This is a genomic window from Melioribacter sp. Ez-97 (assembly GCF_051488665.1).
Lineage (GTDB): Bacteria > Bacteroidota > Ignavibacteria > Ignavibacteriales > Melioribacteraceae > Melioribacter.
The window spans coordinates 87,451-110,694 of the sequence record NZ_JBPSEG010000001.1 but is presented as its reverse complement, the minus strand read 5'-3'; the positions used below and the strand labels follow the sequence as shown (position 1 = coordinate 110,694).

Here is a 23,244-nt window from a genome sequence, read left to right as displayed (position 1 = left end):
GAGGGAATTTTTTAACTAAATTACTGAGAGCCATGTATACAGCAAATTTCGCTACTAAAAAAACTAATCCGTATCTCGTTAATCAGATTAAAAATTCCACTCCTCAGGAACTGACTCTGAAAGTTTACGACTTCGCCATCCAGCAATGTCAAAAAAACGACATGCTCAGGACCAATGAAGCCATTCAGGTATTAATTAATTCGCTGAATTTTGACGACCCTGCGGCAAAAGAAATATCCACAGGATTACTCCGCTTGTATATATTCTGCCAGGACCAAATGCGCAAAAAAAATAACGAAATTGTCCTGAAAATATTGACCGAATTAAAGCAGACATGGTTGGACGCTATTAAAAATATGGGTTGAAAATGGCCTACGACATTCTGACAACGTCAGGTATAAATAATCTGGTCAATTCTTACATCTCTAACGAAACTCAAAAGAGAGTTACGCCTCTTACCAATCGAAAATCATATTATGAAAATATAATTTCCGCATATTCTACAATTAGCGGTAAACTTGATACATTTAAAACTTTACTTAGCGATTTAAAAAGCGCGGCAACAGATTCGATCTTTTATTCGAAAGCCGCTACTTCGTCTAATACGGACTTTGCAACGGCGGTTTCGAGTACGGGAGCCACCGAAGGGAATAATACAATACGAATTAACCAGCTGGCTAAGAACGACGCCGTATTGTCGATTGACATGAATTCGACTGCCGCATCGGCGGTTATTACGGCTCCTGGAACGCACGAGTTTACTATAAAAACAGGCGACGGAGAAGGGGGAGAATTTATTAGCAAAGTTTCGGTCACCTTCGACGCCGCCGATTTCACTTCCGGCTATATAACAAACGAAACATTAATGACGAAAATACAGAACGCTATTAATACCGATAAAGCCGTTGTGCTCTCTACTGCGGTAACAGGCAGCACGGCTTCCAGCGGTTCGTTCGTAGTCGATCTGAACGGTACGGAAACTACCATTAATTATTCTGCCGGAACCTACAGCGATGTATTGGACAGTATTGTTACTCAGCTTAACGATATCGACGGTATTACGGCTGAAAAAGTTGTAAACGGTTCGGATTATCAGCTTAAAATTACCGTCAACGATTCTTCCGAATATATAACGATTAAAAACGATACGGGGACATTGTTAACAGAGCTGGGAGTAAACGTAACGAAAGAAAAAGGCGCTTCGGGATTGGTTAACGCTTCGGTATTTACCCCGCTGAGCGGGAGTTCACAGTTGAGAATTACGGCAATTGAATCGGGCTATGATTATAGAATTACCGATCTGTCCGACACCGGCGGCGGAACGGCTTTGGCTGCCGTGGGATTGAATCTCGGAGCAGCGCGCCAATCGTTCGTTCAGAACGGTTCGATAGGAGACGACACTCCCGGTTATATCTATACTACGGATTTGCTCAACGCCAAAATCGACTTTAACGGCGTTAACGTAGAAAGAAATTCTAATGTAATTACCGATTTGATTTCGGGCACAACGATTAATTTGAAATCTGTTATGCAACCGGCGGATGCCGACGTTAATATTAACGTTTCTAAAGACGTAACCAAAATTAAAGATAAAGTAAACGAGTTTATTACAAAATTTAACGACCTGTACAGTTATCTGCGCGATCAGACGAAAACTACCGACACTTCGAAGGGAACTCTTCGAGGAGATTCCACCGCCTCGGCGCTTATCAGTTTATTAAATACAATAGCGTATTCAACGGTAGACGGAATTGCCTCCAATAAAATTAATAGTCTTTCTAAAATCGGAATTACATTTAATATTGACGGCGGACTGTCTTTATCGGATTCCGATCAACTGGAAGACGCCATAAAAAATAACCTCGGCGAAGTTGTCGATCTTTTTACTTCGACGAACGGCATTGCAACTAAATTATACGACAGTATTAGTCCGTACCTGGGAGCGGACGGATATATTGCCAAGACGAAGTCGACATACGATTCCACAATCTCATCGTTAAACGACAGCATCGAAGCGGCGCAGACAAGGATAGACAAAAACGCTTCGGCGCTAAGACTTCGTTATCAAAAATTGCAGGTTCAACTTGCTTCGATTATGTCGGCTCAAAATTATTTCTCGTTGTTTAGCTCGTCGACCACCGGATACTAGGAGAGAATATGGATACGGATCTTAAAAATAAACTAACCGCTATGAATCAGTTGATGGATTTACTCACGCAGCAGTTAGATTCTATAAATTTCGATAATTTCGACGATAAATTTCAGGAGGCACTGGAAAGCATGATGGTCATCCAGAAACTGAAAAAAGACGTCTGCGCCAAATGGGGAAAGGAATATTTCGAAAAAAACGAACCGGAGATCCTCTTAAAGGCTAAACTTATCGAAGAAAAATACGATAATATAGTAGAGCGGTTCAAGAATGAGTTGAAAAAAGTTGAAAAGGAAATTTCTGCCTTGAACAGCCAGAGAAAAATAGTCAATTATATCAGGTGAAAAAGTGGACATAAAAGGAATATCTAACAATTCGACGTTTACACACGACCCAAATCAGTTGAAGAAGGCTTCGGTTAAACAACCGGAAGCAAAAGAGACCGACAAAATCGAGATCTCTTCGACTGCGAGAGAACTCGCAAAAAACGAAGCCGCTTCAAAGAGATTGGAGGAAATTAAGCAGAAAATCAGTTCGAAATTTTACGATTCGGACGAAGTGATTAATAAAGTAGCCGAGGCAATCTTAAAAGAATTAAAAGAAAGTTAGTTTATCATTTCATACATACTCCTTCGAGGCGGGCTTTTGTCCGCCTTTTTTATTTTTTCAAAAGATTCGCTATTGCATCCAGCAACTCTTCCTTTGTAAACGGCTTAACGAGAATTTGATTGAATCCGCACGTATGAAACCTGTCCTTGTCGAGATTACTCGCATATCCGGTTACGGCTATAATAGGAGTGTTTCTGTAGTCTTCGGTTTTGCGCAATTCTTTTGTCAGCTTTATTCCGTCCATTCCCATACCGAGGTGAATGTCCATCAATATCATCGAATATTTTTTCTGACCAATCATTTTCAAAGCTTCTTTTGCATTCAGCGCGCTGTCAACTTCGGCTTTCTCGCTCAAAAAGGATTTAATCACTTCCTGATTTATTATATTGTCTTCCACATAAAGAATTGAAAAATTATTACCGCTCTCGGCTATCTTTTCTTTTGGGGTATCTTTCTTAATTTCTTTTGGCTGAGCTAGCTGCAACAGAACAGTAAACGTAGAACCTTCGCCTTCTTTGCTTTCGACCGAAATTGTGCCGTCCATTAATTCGATCATTTTCTTTGCCGTGGTAAGTCCCAATCCGGCTCCTTCGTACGAGCGGCTTGTGCCTTCGCTTACCTGACGGAATTCCTGAAATATTAATCCGATTTGGTTTTTTGCGATCCCTATTCCCGTATCTGATATTGATATCTTAGCGAACTGTTTTTTTCCGCTCAATTCTTTGTCAATGTAAACGGTTATAGAGCCTTTGGGCGTATATTTAATCGCGTTGTCGAGAATATTGGAGAGCGACTGTTCAATAAAATCTTTGTATCCCGAAACTACCAGGTCCTCATTCGGCGTTACGAGTTTAAAATCGAGTTTTCTTTGGAGCATAATTTCCTTAAACGGCTCGATAATGAATTCGATATTTTGAGTAAGATTATAATCCTCGCGTTTTACTTTTATTTGACTGCTTTCGAGTTCCGACAGATCGAGTATCGAGTTTAACGTTTTCATTAATCTCTTGCCGGAACTCCGAATCCGGAGCAGCATTTCTTTTAGATTTTCGTCGGCGGTTTCTTCCATCATTAGTTCTGTCATGCCGAGGATTCCCATTAACGGAGTACGTATTTCGTGATTCATGTTGCTCAATATTGAAGTCTTGAGAATGTTCGACTCTTCGGCTTTCTCCAGAGCGGCTTTTAATGTTAATTCCATATTCTTTTTTTCAGTTATGTCTTCGGAGATTTTAATAAAATGAGTAATTTTACCGCGAATGTTTTTAATAGGGGAGATAGTTGCGGATTCCCAATAATATTCACCGAATTTCGATCTGTTAAGAAACTCGCCGTGCCACGATTTGCCTGAAAGTATTGTATCCCACAAATTTTTGTAAATAGCCGGATTGATTTTTCCGGATTTCAGTATCGAAGGTTTTTTGCCGATTGCTTCGTCAAGTTTGTATCCGGTTACATTCTCGAATTTTGGATTTACGTACTGAATATATCCTTCCTGGTCGGTAATCAAAACTATAACTTTACTCTGTTCAACGGCGTGCGACAGGAGATTCAATCGAAGAGCTATTTTTCTTTTTTCCAGAAGGTGATTCCATTCTCTGAGTGTTCTCTCGACGATATGAGTTATATCGAGAAACGTATCGGGCGATTTGACGATATAATCCATCACTCCAAGTTTAATCGACTCAACGGCTATCGTTTCGTTGCCGTAGCTTGTCATTAAAATCAGAGGAATTAAAATATTGCCGTCGTCGTCTTTTTGTAACAGAAACGTTCCGTTGCCGTCGGGCAGCTTCCAGTCGGAAAGAATCAGCATCGGAGAAAATTCTTCGATAGCCTTCATTGCATCCGCAATAGTTTCGCATCTTTTTAATATATATTCGCCCGGCTTTTTATCGAATCCTCTTTCCAGTAATTCATAGTGATTATCGTCGTCTTCTACAATTAATATTTTAATAGCCATAATTCCCTCTGAATAAATTGCTCCTTAATTAGTTAGGGTTACGACTGTAGGGTAATTTTATAAAGAAAGCTGCCCCTTTCCCGGTTCCTCCGGATTCTGCCCAAACGGAACCTTTATGCGATTCAACAATTTTTTTAACGATCGATAAGCCCAAACCGGTTCCCCCGCTTTTTGGATTCCCTTTTTCGAAGATATTGAAGATTGTATTTAGCTTATCTTCCGGTATTCCGGCTCCGTTGTCCTTGATAATGTAAGTAATGTATTTATCGTCTTTCTTGTAATCGATATTGATTATCAGTTTTTGATCTTTTTGCGAATGTTTTATTGCGTTCTCTATTAAATTTTGCCAGACTTCTTTAATTTTCATGCGGTCGCCTTCAATCGAAGGCAGGGAGGGATTTATATTGATTTCCGCATCGGGCGGCATCATGCCCTGAAGTGCCGACAGCATTTCGCGTATAACTTCATACATAGATATTTGCGATATGGTATTTCCGTTGCGGTTTAATCGCGACAGTCTCAGAAGACCCTCGAGCATTTCTGACATCGTATCGACGGCGTTTGAAATTTTTTGAAGGTCCGGTAATATTTTATCCGTTTTTCCTGATTTTATATCGTCGAGCATCAAACCGACAAAGCTTTTGATTGTAATTACCGGACTTCGCAGGTCGTGAGATACTGTATAAGTGAATTTTTCCTGCTCGTCGTTTTTCTTTTCGAGTTCCTCGAGATAAATTTCAAGAGTCTTGCTGTACTTCTTTGTTTGAGTGATGTCCCTTACAATAGCGCACACTCGTTTGCCGTATTTTGTCTTTACGGGAGATAAAACAATTTGCATAATAAGTTCGCTGCCGTTCGGCTGACGAAAAGTGAATTCAAACGGTTTATGGAAATAGAGTTGTCCGTAGCTCTTAATTATGTCGGGCAGGGGAATGTCAGTTATGTTAAGAAACGGCGGTCGTTCTTCGGGATCGGGCAATAAAACGGCTGTTATTTCCTTGTAATTTTTATTTAAAACTTCCTCCTTTTTCAGTCCGGTGATATTTGTCATAGCATTATTCCATTCGATTATTTCGCCGTTCTCGTCGACCAGAATAATGCCGTCGTAGAGTTGTTCGATAACGGTTCTGAATTTTTCTTCGTTTTCCTGCAATTCCTGTTCGAATTCTTTCAGTCTGGTTATATCGCGTCTGACGCCGATTACGCCCGTAATTTTTCCGTTTCTGCTTTTCAAAGGGACTTTTGAAGTCAGCGCCCGCCCCGGCTTATTTTCCGAAGTAATATAAAATTCTTCTTTATTGAGAGACGGCTCGCCGGTAGAAATTATTTCGTTTATATTATCGGAAGACGGGTCGTACGAGGCGGATAATTCTTCTTCTCTTTTGCCGAGCGCCTGTTCCTGGATTTTCAAATTGAGCGACTTCAGGTGGGATTTGTTGTTGAGCAGAAATCTGCCTTCTTTGTCCTTAACGAAAATCTGGTCGGGAATCGAATCGATTAATGTTCTCAAAAGATTGCGTTCTTTTTCGAGTTCTTCTTCGGCTTCTTTCCAGCTTGTAATATTTTCCACGGTTCCGTCGTAATAAATGATGTTACCTTTCGAATCGCAGATTGCTTTTGCGCTTTCCCGCACCCAGATGTATGTATTGTCTTTACATTTCCATTTAGAGACGTATCCGATTATTTGTCCTTCTTTTTCCATAATCGACTTAAACTCGGTTCTTTCGTAACCCGGTTCAAAGCCTTCGGCTTCAAGATTCCGATTGGCGAGTTCCTCGAAGGAGTCGTATTTCAACATCTTTAACAAGGCTGGATTTACGAATAATATTTTGCCGTCCGGGGTAGTTCTGTAAACGCCGATGAACATGTTGTCGTAAAAAAGCCGCAGTTGGCGTTCGTCCTCTTTTATTTTTTCTTCGAGCTCTTTTTTCTCGGTAATATCCCTGCCGACTCCGACAATTGCAACGACCCGGTTATCGTCGTCGAGAATGGCTTTGTCCGACCAGGCGAGCCATCTCCATCCGCGTTTTGTTTTGGCTCTCTGTTCCAGATAACACGAATAAGGCGGTTTATATAAAGCCTGCATGGCGTCCTTGGTCGATTTGCGGTCGTCTTTGTGAACCAGCGGTATGAATTTATGCCCGATTAATTCTTCTTCCTTTTTGCCGAAGAGTTCGCAATAAGATGGGCTTACGAACAGAAATCTGCCTTCGGTATCTACTTTAACGACCAGGTCGGTTTGATTCTCTATCAATAATCGGTAATTATCTTTTTCCGTTTTAAGTTTTTCATACTCTCTATTTAAGCGATTGAATTTTCGTTTTAAAGCTTCGTATTCTTTGCGCATTGGGTCGCTATTTATAGATTTCTTACTTTTCATCGGTATCGCCAAAGGAAATTCAAAAGCCCTATATTAATTAATTGACGTCTCATTTATTTCCAGTTGAAGAACTCCGAAACAATATTCAATTTTTTTCTTAAAAAATCCACAAAAAAAGAATGATGTAAAATTAAATAATAAAATTATTTCGATAAGCTCAACTATTTGGCTGCAATTTCGATAATAGGATGTAGGTGGATTAAAAATGGGGAAAAAATGACCGCGCAAAAAGTGGAAAACGCCGAAATACTTCAACTTGTGAGTTTTTTGATTGGCGAAGAGGAGTACGGTGTGGATATTCTCCTTGTTCAGGAAATTATCCGTATGATGGAAATTACGAAAGTGCCGAATGCGCCCGATTTCGTGGACGGCGTTGTGAATCTGAGAGGGAGAATAATTCCCGTAATTGATCTCAGAACAAAACTCGGAATGCCAAGGAAAGAACACGACAAAAATACACGCATTATAGTCGTCGAAGTAGCGGGAAAAACCGTCGGATTCATTGTCGATGCGGTTACGGAAGTGCTCAGAATTCCTGCAAGCATAACCGAGCCGCCGCCGGAGATTGTCGCCGGCGTTAACGCCGAATTTATTAAAGCGGTTGGAAAGCTCGACGACAGATTATTGATTCTGATTGACCTTGAAAAAATTCTTTCGACTCAGGAAAAAATCGAGCTCAACAAAATGAATAACTGATTTGTGAGAGCTTAATAAATCTGTTTTTCATACGATAATAATATAAAAGAGGAAACGGATGTCCTTAATTAATTGGAACGACACATACAGCGTCCGGGTCAAAGTGCTCGACAGCCAGCACAAAAAATTAGTCGATACTATTAATTTGCTCTACGACGCTATGAAACAGGGCAAATCGAACGAAGTACTGGCTAAAATTATTTATGATTTAATCGGCTATACAAAAACTCATTTTAAGTCCGAAGAAGACTTATTTGAAAAATACAACTACCCCAACAAATTGTCGCATAAAAAAGAACACGACGACTTTGTTAATTCGGTTGGTAAGTTTTACGAGGATTTTCAAAACAATCGAGCCGGATTGTCTCTGGAAATAATGAATTTTCTGACAAATTGGTTAACCAAACATATCAAAGGCTCGGATAAAGCGTATTCAAAATTCATAAACGAACAAGGCATTTATTAATAATAACGGAGTAATGAAATGAAATTTAGAAACCTGTATTTGTTTCTTGCGATTCTTCTTTTAATGAAAGTCGATATCCCGGCTGCGTCTAATTTATTGATGCCGGGCGACGAGGATTATCTCCCGATAGCGGAAGTTATGCCCGAGCCCGCCGATGGTCTTGCAAACCTGATGAAAAAAATTCAATACCCTGAATTTGCCAAAAAAACCGGACAGGAAGGCAGGGTTATTGCGATGGCGTATATAAATGAAAACGGAGACGTCGACGACGTAAAAATAATCAAAGGAGTCGGCGGAGGATGCAGCGAAGAAGTGGAACGCGTACTGAAATCGAGTAAGTTCAAACCGGGAATGAAAGGCGGTCAGCCGGTGAAAGTTAAACTTACTATGTCGTTTGTATTTAAATTAAATTAAAATTGAGAAAGAGCCATGATTTCAATCAAAAATTTGAAGTTCAAAACCAAACTCCGGGTCTCGTATATAATACTGGGAGCTATTTGTACGGCTGTAATCGGCAACGATCTTTATCAAATGTTTAAAATAAACGACTACAAAGATCAGATCTATGCCGATTATATTGCGCCTTCAAACGAAGTCGACAAAATATACCGGGAATTTGAAGGGCTGAAGAACACGCTCCTAAAATTTTCGATTCCGAGTTTCGAACCCGAATTAAACAGTAATCTTACCAAGCTTTCGAAATCGAAAGAAGTAATCGATTCCGCGCTGGCTAATCTTACCGATAAATACGCCGGTACGAGCATCGAAGAAGACCTGGCGAACATTAATAAAAGCTGGGGCGACTATAAAAGCCTGGTTATCGACGGCACAATCAGCGCGGCGGCAATTAAAGACTATGAACTCGCAGCCGTAGTCGCCACTACGTCCGGCGAAGAAATCGGCGAACAAATACTAGGCAATTTCAAAAACCTCAAAGATAACCTTACTCAAAAGGGCGAGGTTTTGAATTCCAATCTGTCGGACGCCGTTTCGTCTTCCCGTTTGGTTATCTTCTTCGGAATTGCATTCGGAATCCTTTTCTTCTTCTTCGTATTCTTCTACATGGTGAAATCTTTGATGAAGCCCGTTCAATATATGAAAGACGTGGTAGGCAAATTTTCCGTAGGAAACTTCAAAGATAAAGTCGCCGTGGCGACAAAAGACGAATTCGGCGAGCTTGCCGATATGCTGGAACAATTGAGACATTCTCAGCACGAAAAAATCAAAGCCGCAACGGAAATTTCCAGAGGCAATTTGAACGTAGAAATTAAGACGCTTTCCGAAGACGACGAACTCTCCGACAGTATGCTTAAGATGATCGGCAATTTGAGGAATTTGATAGACGAGCTGAAATCGATTACCGACGAAATTATAGAAGGAAAAGTAACCAAACGGGGCAATCCGGAGAAATTCGACGGCGCGTATAAAGAAATTGTCGCCGGCGTAAACGCTACGCTCGACGCCCTCTTTACTCCGATTAAGGTCAGCGTGGACGTGCTTGCAGAAATGGCTAAAGGCAATTTCGACGCTCGCGTCAAAGGAGATTTCAAAGGCGATCATAAACTGATTGTCAACAGCATCAATTCTCTCGGCGAATCGTTGACCGATATATTGAGCAACATAGCCGAGATGGTAAATCTGACAGCCTCTATAAGCGAACAAATTTCATCGTCGACCGAACAAATGGCTGCAGGCGCGCAGGAACAAACCGCCCAGGCTAACGAAGTTGTTTTGCAGGTCGAGGAAATGACAAAGACGATTATGAGCACTTCGAAAAACGCTACTCTGGCTTCCGAAGCTTCCAGAAAAGCCGGTCAGGTAGCGCGCGAAGGCGGCGAGGTTGTTAGTAAGACTGTAGAAGGCATGAATAAAATAGCCGACTTCGTTGTTAATGCCGCCGGTAAAATTCAAAATCTCGGCAAGAACAGCGAGCAAATCGGCGAGATTGTGCAGGTAATCGACGACATCGCAAACCAAACCAACCTGCTTGCATTGAACGCTGCAATAGAAGCCGCCAGAGCCGGCGAGCAGGGAAGAGGCTTTGCTGTAGTAGCAGACGAAGTGAGAAAACTCGCTGAAAGAACCACAAAAGCTACAAAAGAAATTTCCGATATGATCAAGCGGATTCAGGACGTAACGGAAAATGTGGTTGTTTCGATGAGCAAAGGAAAAGGCGAAGTCGAAACCGGCAAGGAACTGGCTCAAAAAGCAGGCAAATCGCTCGAAGAAATTATTCAGGCTTCGGACGCAGCGCTCGACGTGGTTAATCAGGTAGCCGCCGCAAGCGAAGAACAAAGCGCTACGAGCGAACAAATAAATCATAACGTTGAGACTATCAGCAAGGTTACAAACGAAAGCGCAGCCGGAATTCAACAGATTGCCGGCGCTGCCGACGAACTCAACAGAATGACAAATAATCTGCGCGAATTAATAGCAAAATTCAAATTTGCCGCAAACGGCGAATTTAAACCGCACGGAAACGGCAACGGTAAATCAAAACAGATATCTCGTAAAGAAGATAAGCTCCTTACAAACTGACTTATCTTTACATAAGTAAATAAGAGGCTGCCTCAAAAGGGCAGCCTTTTTTATTTCGATTGATTCATTCCCATATTTCCTTTCCTGCTGTAACGGCAAATTCAAAGTCTGTTGCGGAAAGATTGCATTTTTGGAATAATTTTATTTTTATAACGGCGGCAATTCATTTTAATAATAATAAAGGAAAATCGATATGAAGAAAATACGACTGGGAATAATAGGATGCGGAATTGCGGCTAAGGAATTGCACCTGCCCGCTATTAAAAAACATAAAGATAAATTTGAAATTGTGGCGGCGTGCAACAGAACCGAGAAGAAGGCAAAAGAATATTCGCGTCTTACGGGCGGCATTCCGTACACAACCGATTGCAAAGAGATAATGAAGAATCCTGATGTGGACGCGGTTGTAATAGCCGTGCCGATCGAACTGAACTATAAATTTGCCGCGGAAGCAATTAAGTCGGGGAAACACGTATTCCTCGAAAAGCCGCTGGCTGCAAAACCCGGCGAAGCCGGCAAACTGATTGCAATGCAAAAACGGACAAAGGCTGTCTGTTTCCTCGCGGAAAATTTCCGATTCGACCCTCTCTATCTGGAAACTAAAAAATTGTTGAACAAGAAAATTATCGGAGACGTTTATTCGGTTGTATGGAACGTATTCAATAATCTGACATTAAAAGACAAATACGCACAAACGAAATGGCGTCAAAAAAATAAATATCCGGGCGGATTTGTCTACGACGGTGGCGTTCATAACGCGGCTGCTTTGCGAATGTTGTTCGGCGATATAAAATCGGGTTACGCCTCGATGAAATCCGTTAATCCGGCAATTGGAACTGAAGATACGTTTTCGTTCCTGTTCAACTTCGATAAATCGATGCACGGAATTCTCAATATATTCTTTTCCGTACGCGGTTTCCACAGTAACGAAATGATAATCTTTGGAAATAAAGGCTCTTTAATACTGCAAAACAACGGCAGGATTATCATTAAAAGAGACGGTAGAAAAGATCAAAAAATAAAAGTAAAAACCGACGGAGGCTACGAGAACGAATTCCTGCATTTTTATAAAATCGTAACGAGAAAGGTAAAAAACCTGAGTCCCTTTGAAGAAGGCTTTAAGGATATGATGACGCTTCAGAAAGCATTTGAATCCGCTAAAAAGAACAAACTGATAAAGTTATTTTAATAGCTGAAATAACGAGCGAATGAAACGGAAAACCGGACTCGTTACATATTAAACAGCTTTGTTCAAGTTGTAGCGTTTGCGTTCGTGCGGGTCCAGATAGAGTTTACGCAGACGTATCGACTTAGGCGTCACTTCTACCATCTCGTCTTCGTTAATATATTCGAGCGCTTCTTCGAGAGTAAACTTAACCGGAGGAGGAATTTTGATTGCTTTGTCGGATCCGGAAGCGCGCATATTCGTTAATTTTTTACCTCGCTGGATGTTGACTTCGATATCGTTCTCTTTATTGTGTTCGCCGATTACCTGCCCGCGATAAACGACTTCGCCGGGCTCGACAAAAAATCTGCCCCTGTCTTTCAACGAATCGAGAGCGTAAGCCGTAACCGGTCCGTCTTCCATCGATATAATCGCGCCGTTTCTGTTTCTTGCTATCGAGCCTTTGAAATATTCGTATTGATAAAAACGGTGGTGCATTATCCCTTCGCCGGAAGTTACGGTAAGCAGTTTGGTTCTCAAGCCCATTAATCCTCTGGAAGGAATGTGAAATATCAGATTCTGAACCGAGCCTTTGTTTTCCATTTTTACCAGTTCGCCACGGCGCTGCCCTACGAGCTCGATTACTTTGCCCGAATATTCCGCAGGAACGTCGACAACCAGAATTTCGATCGGCTCGGCTTTTTTGCCGTTTATTTCCTTGTAGATTACTTTCGGCTCTCTAATTTGGAGTTCAAAGCCTTCGCGCCTCATGTTTTCAACCAATATCGATAAATGCAAAATGCCTCTTCCCGAAACCTTGAATGAATCGGGAGAAGCGGTCTCCTCCACTTTAAGAGCTACGTTATGTTCGAGTTCCTTGTAGAGGCGGTCTCTGAGTTGACGCGACGTGACAAATTTTCCTTCCTTGCCGTAAAAGGGCGAATTGTTGACCGTAAATGTCATGCTTATTGTCGGTTCGTCGATTGTAATCAAAGGGAGCGGTTCCGGCTCGTTGGAATCGGCTATTGTGTCGCCGATGTCGATATCCTCTACGCCTACAATTGCGCAGATATCGCCGCAATCGACAGAGTCGACTTCCAGTCTGTTGAGCCCGTCAAATACAAAAATCTGTTTAATCGAAACCGGATGAACTTTACCGTCGCGTTTGATAATCGAGAGATCTTGTGATTTTTCGAGCGAGCCTCTGAAAACTCTTCCGATTCCGATTCTTCCGATATAATCGTTATAATCGAGAGTGGTAATTTGTATTTGCGTAGATCCGGCATTCATCGGCGGAGGAGGAATATCTTTAATTATCGATTCGAGAAGGGGGGTAATGTCCTTCTTTTTATGCGACAGATCGGATACCGCCCAGCCTTCGCGCCCGCTGGCATAAAAGACGGGGAATTCAAGTTGTGTTTCGTCGGCGCCCAGATCGATAAATAAATCGTAGACTTCATTTAAAACTTCCCCGGGTCTGTTATCAGGGCGGTCTATTTTATTGATGACTACAATCGGAGCCAGATTCAAACTCAACGCTTTTTCGAGCACAAAACGGGTCTGAGGCATAGGTCCTTCAAACGAATCTACGAGCAGCAGCACGCCGTCCGCCATTTTCAATACACGTTCGACTTCGCCGCCGAAATCCGCATGCCCCGGCGTATCGATAATGTTTATTTTATAGTCTTTATACGGGATGCTTATATGTTTTGCTAAGATTGTAATTCCTCTTTCCCGTTCCAGGTCGTTCGAATCGAGGAACCTTTCTCTGACGACCTGATTTTGTCTGAATATATTACATTGTTTTAGTATTTGATCTACCAATGTAGTTTTACCGTGGTCAACATGCGCTATTATGGCAATGTTACGTATCTTTTTCATTCAATTCTCCAAAGTGCAAAAAAATAAACAACAAATTTAAGGAATTTTCTTGTTATAACATATTAGCCGGGAAGATAGTTCTGCGGAAGGATTAATTGAGATTTATATTTTGCGGGAATGTAAGCGTAAATGTCGTGCCTACTTTTTTCTTGCTTTCAACTTCGATGCCTGCGCCGATTAAATCGCAATATCGTTTAACGAGCGACATACCAAGCCCGGTTCCTTCGAATTTACGGGTGTATCCGTGTTCTTCCTGGGAAAATGCCGTAAACAAACTTTTTTGGTATTCTTCGGAAATGCCAATGCCCGTATCCGAAATTTTCACTTCGAGAACGTCATCCAGATTGTTCAAAGTAATTGCTATGCCGCCTTCTTTTGTGTACTTGATTGCATTGTCGATTAAATTCGCTATTATCTGGTAAACCGAATAATCGTCCGAGTAGATAAGAGAAAAGTCGGCGTTGTTATTAACGTTAAATTGTAAATTTTTTCTTGCAGCCGCCGATTTATATTCGTTGTAAAGATTTTCTACTATTGCAAGGATATCAATTTTTTTCTTGTTCGGTTTGTATGTGCCAAGCGACAATTCCGACATGTTGAGAATGGAGTCGATAGTGCGCACGATCCGCCTGCTTGAATTATCGATTGCATCGAAACTGAAATTCAAATCTTCGTCCATATATGAATTCTCTTCGATGAACATTTTCACCAGGGAAATATGACCGAGGATATTATTAATCGGGCTTCGGATTTCGTGCGACATTTGAGCAAGGAATTCGCTTTTGAGTTTATCGGCTTTCTCCGCCGATTCTTTCGCTTCGATCAATTCTTTATGGTAGTTTTTAATTAACGTAATATCACGCGCTACCCAGAGCACTGTATCGGAAGTCAAAGGCTCGATAGTCGCGAGGAAATTTTTTAATTCGTTATTGATTTCGAGTTCGTATTCGATTTGACCGCCTTTTTTATCCTCCAAAACATTATGAATTATCTGAAGAAAATAATCGGCTGTTTGCACGGGGAGAACTTCGTGCAGCGTTCTGTTTAACAGATTGTCAGCCGGTTTATATAACAGTTCCTGATTCGAAGAAGAAATTTTCAAATATCTGCCTTCGTTGTTGATAGTGAAAACAACGTCCGGCAGAGCGTCGAAAATTGCCTGAAGTTCCGCTTCCGACGTCTTTAACTTTTCATGGAATTCTCGTTCTTTCGTAATATTATGAGCCACGCCCTGTAAACCCGCAACTTTCCCGTTTCGAATTATAGGATGCTCGTATATTTCGAGGAATATGAGCTCGCCGCTCTTATTCTTGATCTCGATATAAATCGGTTCCTCGGTTTGCAAACCTTTGAGATGCATAACGGTAATTTCTTTTGCCAATTTATTAATCGGATTATCGGTAGTAAACCAATCGCGCTTGGCAAACCATTCTTCAAAATTATATCCGGTAATCCTTTCGACGGAAGGGGAAACATAAGTTAAATTTCCTTCAGCATCCTGAGTGTAGAAAAAGAAGTCCGGCGTTCCTTCCACCAACATACGCAACCGGTCTTCGTCAATTGCAAGCTTTTCTTCGAGAAGTTTTTGATCGGTAATATCTTCCATAACGCCGAGTATACCTGTTATTTCTCCAAGTGAGTTTTTTAACGGAACTCTGTTAATCCTATGCCATTTGACCGTACCGTCTTGCAATGAGAATTTCTCAATTTTTCCAATATTGTTAATGTCGTTCATTATTACTTCTTTGTCGTCGCCGATTATTTTATTGGCTTCTTTATGCCATTTCAGATCATGGTCGTTTTTGCCGTAAATTTCGGATGGATAATCGAATCCCGCTTGAAGCGCAAAAGCTTTGTTGCATCCGATGTAAACAGAATCGGTATTTTTCCAGAAAATGCTCACCGGCGCAGTATCGAGAATGTTTTGGAGAATGTGGTTGGTCTCATTAATTCTATTTTCAGTTTCTCTTTCTTGAGTTTGGTCTCTGAAAACGAGAACGACGCCGGTAATTTCGCCGGAGTCGTTTTTAATAGGAGCTCCGCTGTCGGCTATCGGAATCTTATCCCCGTTTCTATTGATTAAAAGAGTGTGATTGGCAAAAGCCACGGTTTTATTTTCTTCAAGCGCCAATTCAACGGGATTTCTTGACTTTTTACCCGTAAATTCATTTACAATATTAAAGACTTTATCAACCGGTAAGCCCAAAGAATCTTTTTCGTTCCAACCCGTTAAATTTTCGGCAACGCTGTTCATGCTTTTTATTAATCCTTTCGCATCCGTTGTAATTACGGCTTCTCCGATGCTATAAAGAGCTGTCCGGAATAGTTCTTCGCGCGCTTTTAATTTATCTGCGGATTTGTAACGATTCAATTGATCGGACAGTATTGTACAAATGAGAACGGTCGCTGCCGGGAAAAGAGTTATAATTGTAATCGCCGCGCTTTCGTAAGTTTCCGTAACAATATCCGGCAATAAAAGCAGGTACGATAACATAGCAAAGTGAATTATTAATCCCATGATATAGAAATGCAGAGCGTTCAGGTCCTTGGCGCGCGCTCTTGCGTATCTTCTGAAGATCAATCCGATGGCTAAGGAAGTGAGAATTATCAATGCGGACGTATAAACTCCGATACCTCCCAACGACGTTCTGTAAATAATTGCAGCAAGAGCGGCGATTAATCCGGATATATAACCGAAGAATAAAGCCGCGACGCCCGGTATAATCGAAGCGCCGTCGATAAAGATTCCGTCGCTTAAATTATAGGAAAAGATAATTCCTGTGACGGCGGCGATTCCGAAAACAAATCCTTGAATAATTTTGCCCGTGAGAGTATTGCGCGGGAAATACGGCTCTGCATAGCCCGATAAAACGCTTACCGAAATTAGTAATGCCAGATTATATATTAAGTCTGTTATTATCAAATATAACTCATTGCCGGTCTGTAGGAGCGCGTAACGACATGCGCTTTTTATCCGATATATTATTATCGATAAAATTCATGATAAGTTGACCGTCTATTTTGTATTGTCTTTATCGTTGACGAAGTTAACCAATATAGCCGCCAAAAACATCGATACACCGCCTAGTACGAGCGCGTAGATAGCTTCGCCCGCAAAGATCGTGCGGACGAAAAATCCTAATATTGCAGCGGCGGTTATTTGAGGAATTACTATGAAAAAATTGAATATTCCCATGTAAACTCCCATTTTCTTTTGCGGGAGCGAGCCGGTCAATATTGCATACGGCATGGCAAGTATCGAAGCCCAGGCAAGTCCGATTCCCAGTTCCGAAACGAGTAACAACTCGGGGTCTTTGATAAAATAGAAGGAGATCAAACCGATTCCTCCGAAAATAAGACTGATTGCATGAACGGTTTTTCGGCTGGTCTTCCGAGCCATAATAATTAAAACAAATGCCATTAGAGCAGCAAATCCGTTATAAACCGACATCAAAACGCCGACCCAATTTGCGCCTTCGTTATATAATGCCGAAGATGTATCGGTTGCGCCGTAAATGTGATGCGTGACCGCCGGAGTAGTATAGATCCACATCGAAAAGAGCGCAAACCAGGAAAAGAATTGAACGTACGCCAGCTGAACCATCGTTTTCGGCATATTATACAGGTCGTTTATAATAACGACGAATCCGTTCTTTTTTTTTGTCGCTCTTAATCAACAATCCTGCAAGTATTTGAAGTACGCCGAATGCGGCGGCTCCGAGTAAAAAGAGTGCCACTCCGTAATCGATATAAATCTTAAAATAAAAAACTAGGTACAGAATCAAACCCGAAAGGAACCATATAATGCCGTTGCGCATCAACTTTTTGCTTTCTACAAACCGCTCTTCGTAATTTCCGTTTTCTTCGGACTCGGAATGGACGGCGTATTTTTCCAGTTCTTCGGGCGAATATTCTTTCGATGTGAGAACCGTCCAGAGAACGGAAAGAAAAAAAACGGCGGCGCCAATGTAAAAAGCGAACTTGACGCTGTCGGGTATTTTACCTTCCGGAGCCACATTGCTAATGCCGAACCAATTTGTCATTAAATAAGGCAGCGCCGACGCTATTACGGCGCCGGAGCCGATGAAAAAACTTTGCATCGAAAAACCCAACGTGCGTTGAGACGAGGGGAGCATATCGCCCACAAATGCTCTGAAGGGTTCCATCGAAATATTGATTGAAGCGTCCATTATCCACAGCATACCTGCCGCAACCCAGAGAGCCGGCGAGTTTGGCATTACGATTAGCGCAAGTGAGGCTAATATCGCTCCTGTCAGAAAATACGGCTTCCTTCTGCCGAGCTTATTCCATGTCCTGTCGCTCATATGCCCTATAATCGGCTGGACAATCAAACCTGTAACCGGAGCCGCAATCCAGAGTATAGGAATGTCGTCTATGCTTGCTCCTAATGTTTCGAATATCCTGCTTACGTTTGCGTTTTGCAGAGCAAAACCGAATTGGATTCCGAAAAATCCAAAACTCATGTTCCATATTTGCCAGAAACTTAAACGGGGTTTTTCCATATGTAACCTGTTCTATTTATTAACAAGAATAATGTATTCCCACGGTTTGAGCGTTAATGTGTTGTCGGTTTTGAGTGTAAATTCTTCCGAAGTAAAATAATTTTTGTATGCTCCTGCGAGGCTTCCGGATTTAAACGAAAATTTTTGCTCCTTCGGCGAAGCGTTGAAAAATGCTATTAAACGGTAACCGTCTTTTTCGCGGTAAAATGAAAAAATATTTTCGGGATTGCTGTTTTCTATAAGAATAACTTCTCCGCCGTATAATCCGCTCCAAACAGCTTTGTTCTTTTCTTTGAGCTCGCACAATTTTGTAAAGAGATCCTCAAATACGGGATTCGACCAATCGATAGTGTCTTTTTCGAAAAAGCGGAGTCTTTTGTTGAGTCCCGCCTCCTGACCGCTGTAAAAAAGGGGCATTCCATGAATTGTTGTCGTTAATACCGAGAACATTTCGGCGCTTTCGCCGAGTCGTTCGAATACTGTTCCGCTCCATGAATTTTCGTCGTGATTTGTCGTGAAATTTAGTCTGTAACCTTCTTTCGGATATTCTTTCTTCTCTGTCAAAATGTGGTTTGTCAAAGCGGCGGCGTTCAATTCGCCCGCGGCTATTTTATTCATTATGTCTTTAAGCTGCCAGTTGTAAGTCATATCAAAAGCTATATGCATTTCGGGCTCGGCTGCTTCAGCCAGCATAAAGAGAGGTTTTACTTTTTCGAGTTCTTTTCTTGCCGCAGTCCAGAATTCGATAGGAACGCCGTTTGCGTAGTCGCATCTGAAGCCGTCAACGTCGAATTCGGATACCCAATATTTCATAGCGTCAATCATGTAGTTCCATAATTCTTTGTTTGAAAAATCGAGGTCGATTACATCGTGCCAATCCGGAACGGGGGGATAGAACTCTCCTTTTTCATTCTTGCTGAAAAATTCAGGATGCGATTCAGTCCAAACATTGTCCCAGGATGTATGATTTGCCACCCAGTCGAGCATTACGTAAAATCCCATTTCGTGAGCTTTGTTTACGAGATGTTTGAAATCTTCTTCGGTTCCGTATTCGGGATTAATCGCTTTGTAATCTTTGATTGAATAATAACTGCCGAGGCTGCCTTTTCTATTCTTCTCTCCGATCGGGTGGATCGGCATGAACCACAAAATATCGACGCCCATTTTATTCAGTCTCGGTAAATGTTCTTCGAACGCTTTGAAAGTTCCTTCGGGAGTGTATTGTCTTACATTCACTTCGTACATAACTACGTTTTTTGTCCATTCGGGCGGCTTAAATTGCGGTACGACCGGCTTTTTCTCTTGCGCATTGATTATTATGAATGACAATAAGAGCAGCTTGAGAATCAGAATTTTCCTGCCGTTGAAGCACTTCATATCAATCTTCCTTTTTTTTTCCCGAAAATGTAAGGTAATTTTGATTGAGTTCAAAATAGAGAATTGCCGAGAGAAATTTTCGAGTGATTATAAAATTGCGTAGTTTTATTGACAAAAAAACTGAGAGGAAAATTATATGACATTTACGCGTTCCGCGGGTATACTGCTTCACCCGACATCGTTGCCGGGAAATTACGGCATAGGAGATCTCGGCAAAGAAGCCTACAAATTTATTGACTTTCTTGCGGAAACCGGCAATACGCTCTGGCAGGTGCTTCCGCTGGGTCCTACCGGATTCGGCAATTCGCCTTATCAATGCTTTTCGGCTTTTGCCGGAAATCCTTTGCTTATAAGTCCCGACATTCTGAAAGACGAAGGCTTACTGAATGACGATGATCTGAAAAATTTAATCGCACACGAAAAGTTTCACGTCGATTTTGGGAAAATAATCGGTTTGAAATTTGATTTACTTAGACGGGCATACGCAAATTATACTTCGGCGGGCAAGGACGGCTTCGAAGAATTTTGCGAATCGAACAGCGATTGGCTCGATGATTTCGCGCTTTTTATGGCTTGCAAAAATTATCACGGCGGAATTGTCTGGAGCAAATGGGAGGAAGATATTGCCTTCAGAAAGAAAAACGCAGTAGAAAAATGGACGGATAAATTGAGCGACGAAATAAGATTCCAGAAATTCGTTCAATTTAAGTTTTTCAGCCAGTGGAAAAATTTAAGAGAATACGCCAATTCAAAAGGAATAAAAATTATCGGCGACGTGCCGATCTATATTGCATACGACAGCGCGGATTTATGGGCAAATAAAAAATATTTTACCGTTGACGGGAAAGGCAAACTTGAATTTGTTGCGGGAGTGCCGCCGGATTATTTCAGCGCTACCGGACAGTTATGGGGCAATCCTTTGTACAAATGGAACGTAATGGAAAAAGATAATTTCAAGTGGTGGATTGACCGTTTTAAATCAATTCTCAATCTGGTGGACATAGTGCGCATAGACCACTTCAGAGGATTCGAAGCGTATTATAAAATTCCCGGGGACGCGCCTACCGCCGAAACGGGCGAGTGGGTTAAAGCGCCCGGAGAAAAATTGTTTAATACTTTGAAAAATGAATTCGGTGATTTGCCGGTACTTGCTGAAGACCTCGGTATTATAACCCCGGAAGTTGAAGAACTCAGGGATAAATTCGAATTTCCCGGAATGAAAATTCTCCAGTTCGCCTTCGGTAAAGACGGCGAAAAGAGATTTCTGCCGCACAATTTTATCAACAACTGCGTGGTTTATACAGGTTCGCACGATAACGATACTACACGCGGCTTTTTCGAAAAAGAGAAGGAAAAAAATTCCGACGTCTTTTATCATGCGCGGGATTACATGAATTATTACGGCGACGATATGTGCCACGCTCTGATAAAACTTGCTTATTCGTCCGTCGGCAATATCGTTATAATTCCGATGCAGGATATTCTCAATCTCGACAGTGCGGCAAGAATGAATTTCCCGAGTAAGCCCGACGGTAACTGGACATGGCGATTCGACTGGGGACAGGTCAGGGACGGACTGATTAAGCATTACAGGTATTTAATAGAGCTTTACGAAAGAAATCCGAATAAAGAAAATCATGATTAAAATAGATAAACTGCTTAAGAGTAATCGTAAAACGGTCTCGCTGCAGGTGATTCCCGGCGGAAAACTTGTTGTAAGAGCTCCTGAAAATATTACTCAATATGAACTCGATAAAATTATTGCCCTGCACAGCAAGTGGATTTTGAAGAAGAAGGAAACTCTCAAAAATGTTTTCGTCCCAAAGAAAAATTATTCCGAAGGCGAACAGTTTCTCTTCCTCGGTAAAAATTATACTCTGAAATTCAGTCCCGTTGCCGGCAGCATAATCCTCGGTGATAATCTTTATATTAATCCGAAAAAGAAACATATTGCGGAAAAGGTAATTGTGGAATTTTACCGCAAAAAAGCTAAAGAAGTAATCAGGGAAAGGGTATATCATTTTGCGGTGAAGTTCGGTTATAATTTTAATTCGATTAGAATTACAAGTGCAAAAAAAAGATGGGGCTCGTGCAGCTACAGAGGCAATCTGAATTTTTCCTGGAGATTGATTATGGCGCCCGAAGATATAATTGATTATGTGGTAGTTCATGAACTCGTACATCTGAAAATAAAAAATCATTCGAAAGTTTTCTGGGATAAAGTAGGTGAATTGATGCCTGACTACTATTCCAGAAGAAATTGGTTGAAGAAGAACGGTTATTTGCTCGATTTGTAAATTAAAATAAAAAGGAGCCCGATGAAAAAAGTAGTTATAACACACGCTTTAAGAACTCCGATAGGGAGTTTTAACGGGGGATTGAGTCAATTAAGCGCGCCGCAATTAGGAAGCAGAGTAATCAAAGCAATTTTGGAAAAATCTGAAATCGAGCCTTCGCTTATTGACGAAGTAATAATGGGAAACGTTTTGACTGCCGGAATAGGACAGGCGCCGGCGCGTCAAGCTGCTTTGTATGCCGGTCTGCCGGAAAAGACCGAATGCCTGACGATTAACAAAATGTGCGGCAGCGGTCTCAAAGCTGTTATGCTTGCCGCTCAGGCAATTCAATGCGGAGACGCCGATATTATTATTGCCGGCGGACAGGAAAGTATGTCGAACGCGCCTTACCTTTTGAAAGACGCCCGCTCGGGATTCCGATTGGGCAACTCGACTCTCTACGACTCGATTTTATTGGACGGATTGGTGGATGTTTATGAAAATATTCATATGGGAAATTGCGCCGAGATTTGCGCAAGGGAATTTAATTTTACGCGCGAAGAGCTGGACGCTTTTGCAATCGAATCGTACAATCGTGCGCAACGGGCATGGAACGAAGGGCGTTTTAACGACGAAGTTATTGAAGTGAAAATCGAATCGCGCAAGGGAGAAACTGTAGTAACCAAAGACGAAGAACCCGAGCGGGTCAATTTTGAAAAAATACCGAAGCTGAAGCCCGCTTTTGATCCTCAAGGCGTAGTAACCGCCGCGAATGCCTCTAAAATCAACGACGGAGCAGCCGCTTTGCTGATTATGAGCCAAGAGAAAGCCGATGAACTCGGTCTTAAACCGATGGCTGAAATTATTGCGCAAAGTTCAGCCGCCAAAGATCCGGTTCATTTTACCACCGCTCCGGCTGACGCTGTCCGGAAAGCGTTGAAAAAAGCCGATATGAAAATTGAAGACATTGACCTGTTCGAAATTAACGAAGCATTCGCCGTTGTGTCTCTTGCAGTAAATAAATTGCTCGGATTGACAGGAGAAAATGTAAACGTAAACGGAGGCGCGGTCGCATTGGGTCATCCGATAGGAGCCAGCGGCGCAAGAATATTGACGACGCTTTTGCACGAAATGAAAAAGAGAAATTCAAATCACGGACTGGCTTCTTTGTGTATAGGAGGCGGCGAAGCTTCGGCTTTGATTGTAAAAAATTGCAACTGA

At 41.7% G+C, this 23,244-nt stretch carries 17 protein-coding genes and 1 pseudogene; 12 read left to right on the top strand and 6 right to left on the bottom strand.

The window, feature by feature from the left end:
* Window positions 1-32 precede the first annotated feature (32 nt).
* Genes ACSSWA_RS00405 through ACSSWA_RS00390 form a run of 4 tightly spaced genes read left to right on the top strand, consistent with a single transcriptional unit; the run spans window position 33 to window position 2,758 of the window.
* On the top strand, window positions 33-365 hold the full coding sequence (locus ACSSWA_RS00405; protein ID WP_437354628.1) for a flagellar protein FliS: 333 nt from the start codon (window positions 33-35) through the stop codon (window positions 363-365).
* A gap of 2 nt (window positions 366-367) precedes the next feature.
* Window positions 368-2,149, top strand: coding sequence for a flagellar filament capping protein FliD (gene fliD / locus ACSSWA_RS00400; protein ID WP_437354627.1), 1,782 nt, complete (start codon window positions 368-370; stop codon window positions 2,147-2,149).
* Window positions 2,150-2,157: 8 nt separating this feature from the next.
* On the top strand, window positions 2,158-2,493 hold the full coding sequence (locus tag ACSSWA_RS00395) for a hypothetical protein (RefSeq protein WP_437354626.1): 336 nt from the start codon (window positions 2,158-2,160) through the stop codon (window positions 2,491-2,493).
* Between the two features lie 4 nt (window positions 2,494-2,497).
* Entirely contained in the window at window positions 2,498-2,758 is a 261-nt protein-coding gene (locus tag ACSSWA_RS00390; RefSeq protein ID WP_422880502.1) for a hypothetical protein, read from the top strand.
* Between the two features lie 49 nt (window positions 2,759-2,807).
* Here the strand turns inward: ACSSWA_RS00390 and ACSSWA_RS00385 are convergent, their stop codons facing one another.
* Window positions 2,808-4,721 carry a response regulator gene (locus ACSSWA_RS00385; protein WP_437354625.1) on the bottom strand — a complete coding sequence of 638 codons (1,914 nt, stop codon included), beginning with the start codon at window positions 4,719-4,721 and terminating at the stop codon, window positions 2,808-2,810.
* 28 nt (window positions 4,722-4,749) lie between these two features.
* The gene (locus tag ACSSWA_RS00380) at window positions 4,750-7,101 is read right to left on the bottom strand and encodes a PAS domain S-box protein (protein ID WP_437354624.1); all 2,352 of its coding nucleotides are present in this window, start codon (window positions 7,099-7,101) and stop codon (window positions 4,750-4,752) included.
* 216 nt (window positions 7,102-7,317) lie between these two features.
* On the opposite strand from ACSSWA_RS00380, the gene ACSSWA_RS00375 reads away from it, so the two are divergent.
* The 5 genes from ACSSWA_RS00375 to ACSSWA_RS00355 all read left to right on the top strand — a co-directional run bounded on the left by ACSSWA_RS00375 (window position 7,318) and on the right by ACSSWA_RS00355 (window position 11,990).
* Window positions 7,318-7,797, top strand: coding sequence for a chemotaxis protein CheW (locus ACSSWA_RS00375; RefSeq protein WP_437354623.1), 480 nt, complete (start codon window positions 7,318-7,320; stop codon window positions 7,795-7,797).
* A gap of 58 nt (window positions 7,798-7,855) precedes the next feature.
* Window positions 7,856-8,263, top strand: a complete 408-nt coding sequence (locus tag ACSSWA_RS00370) for a bacteriohemerythrin (protein WP_437354622.1) — start codon at window positions 7,856-7,858, stop codon at window positions 8,261-8,263.
* An 18-nt stretch (window positions 8,264-8,281) separates the two neighbouring features.
* The gene (locus tag ACSSWA_RS00365; RefSeq protein WP_437354621.1) at window positions 8,282-8,677 is read left to right on the top strand and encodes an energy transducer TonB; all 396 of its coding nucleotides are present in this window, start codon (window positions 8,282-8,284) and stop codon (window positions 8,675-8,677) included.
* 15 nt (window positions 8,678-8,692) lie between these two features.
* Window positions 8,693-10,801, top strand: coding sequence for a methyl-accepting chemotaxis protein (locus ACSSWA_RS00360; protein ID WP_437354620.1), 2,109 nt, complete (start codon window positions 8,693-8,695; stop codon window positions 10,799-10,801).
* A gap of 193 nt (window positions 10,802-10,994) precedes the next feature.
* Window positions 10,995-11,990, top strand: a complete 996-nt coding sequence (locus tag ACSSWA_RS00355) for a Gfo/Idh/MocA family protein (RefSeq protein WP_437354619.1) — start codon at window positions 10,995-10,997, stop codon at window positions 11,988-11,990.
* A gap of 48 nt (window positions 11,991-12,038) precedes the next feature.
* On the opposite strand, the gene typA is transcribed toward ACSSWA_RS00355, so the two are convergent.
* The 4 genes and pseudogenes from typA to ACSSWA_RS00335 form a co-directional block, all read right to left on the bottom strand.
* Window positions 12,039-13,847: a translational GTPase TypA gene (typA, locus tag ACSSWA_RS00350; protein ID WP_437354618.1), complete on the bottom strand. Its 1,809-nt coding sequence runs from the start codon at window positions 13,845-13,847 to the stop codon at window positions 12,039-12,041.
* A gap of 91 nt (window positions 13,848-13,938) precedes the next feature.
* Window positions 13,939-16,770, bottom strand: a complete 2,832-nt coding sequence (locus ACSSWA_RS00345; RefSeq protein WP_437354617.1) for a PAS domain S-box protein — start codon at window positions 16,768-16,770, stop codon at window positions 13,939-13,941.
* A 93-nt stretch (window positions 16,771-16,863) separates the two neighbouring features.
* Window positions 16,864-18,370: pseudogene (locus tag ACSSWA_RS00340) on the bottom strand (MFS transporter).
* 12 nt (window positions 18,371-18,382) lie between these two features.
* On the bottom strand, window positions 18,383-19,747 hold the full coding sequence (locus ACSSWA_RS00335) for an alpha-amylase family glycosyl hydrolase (protein WP_437354616.1): 1,365 nt from the start codon (window positions 19,745-19,747) through the stop codon (window positions 18,383-18,385).
* 136 nt (window positions 19,748-19,883) lie between these two features.
* Between ACSSWA_RS00335 and malQ the strand changes: the two genes are divergently transcribed.
* Genes malQ through ACSSWA_RS00320 form a run of 3 tightly spaced genes read left to right on the top strand, consistent with a single transcriptional unit; the run spans window position 19,884 to window position 23,244 of the window.
* Entirely contained in the window at window positions 19,884-21,392 is a 1,509-nt protein-coding gene (malQ, locus tag ACSSWA_RS00330) for a 4-alpha-glucanotransferase (RefSeq protein WP_437354615.1), read from the top strand.
* A complete protein-coding gene (locus tag ACSSWA_RS00325) occupies window positions 21,385-22,044 on the top strand; it encodes a M48 family metallopeptidase (RefSeq protein ID WP_437354614.1) in 660 nt (219 codons plus the stop codon). Before malQ ends, ACSSWA_RS00325 begins: the two co-directional genes overlap by 8 nt.
* A 21-nt stretch (window positions 22,045-22,065) precedes the next feature.
* Window positions 22,066-23,244, top strand: coding sequence for a thiolase family protein (locus ACSSWA_RS00320; RefSeq protein ID WP_437354613.1), 1,179 nt, complete (start codon window positions 22,066-22,068; stop codon window positions 23,242-23,244).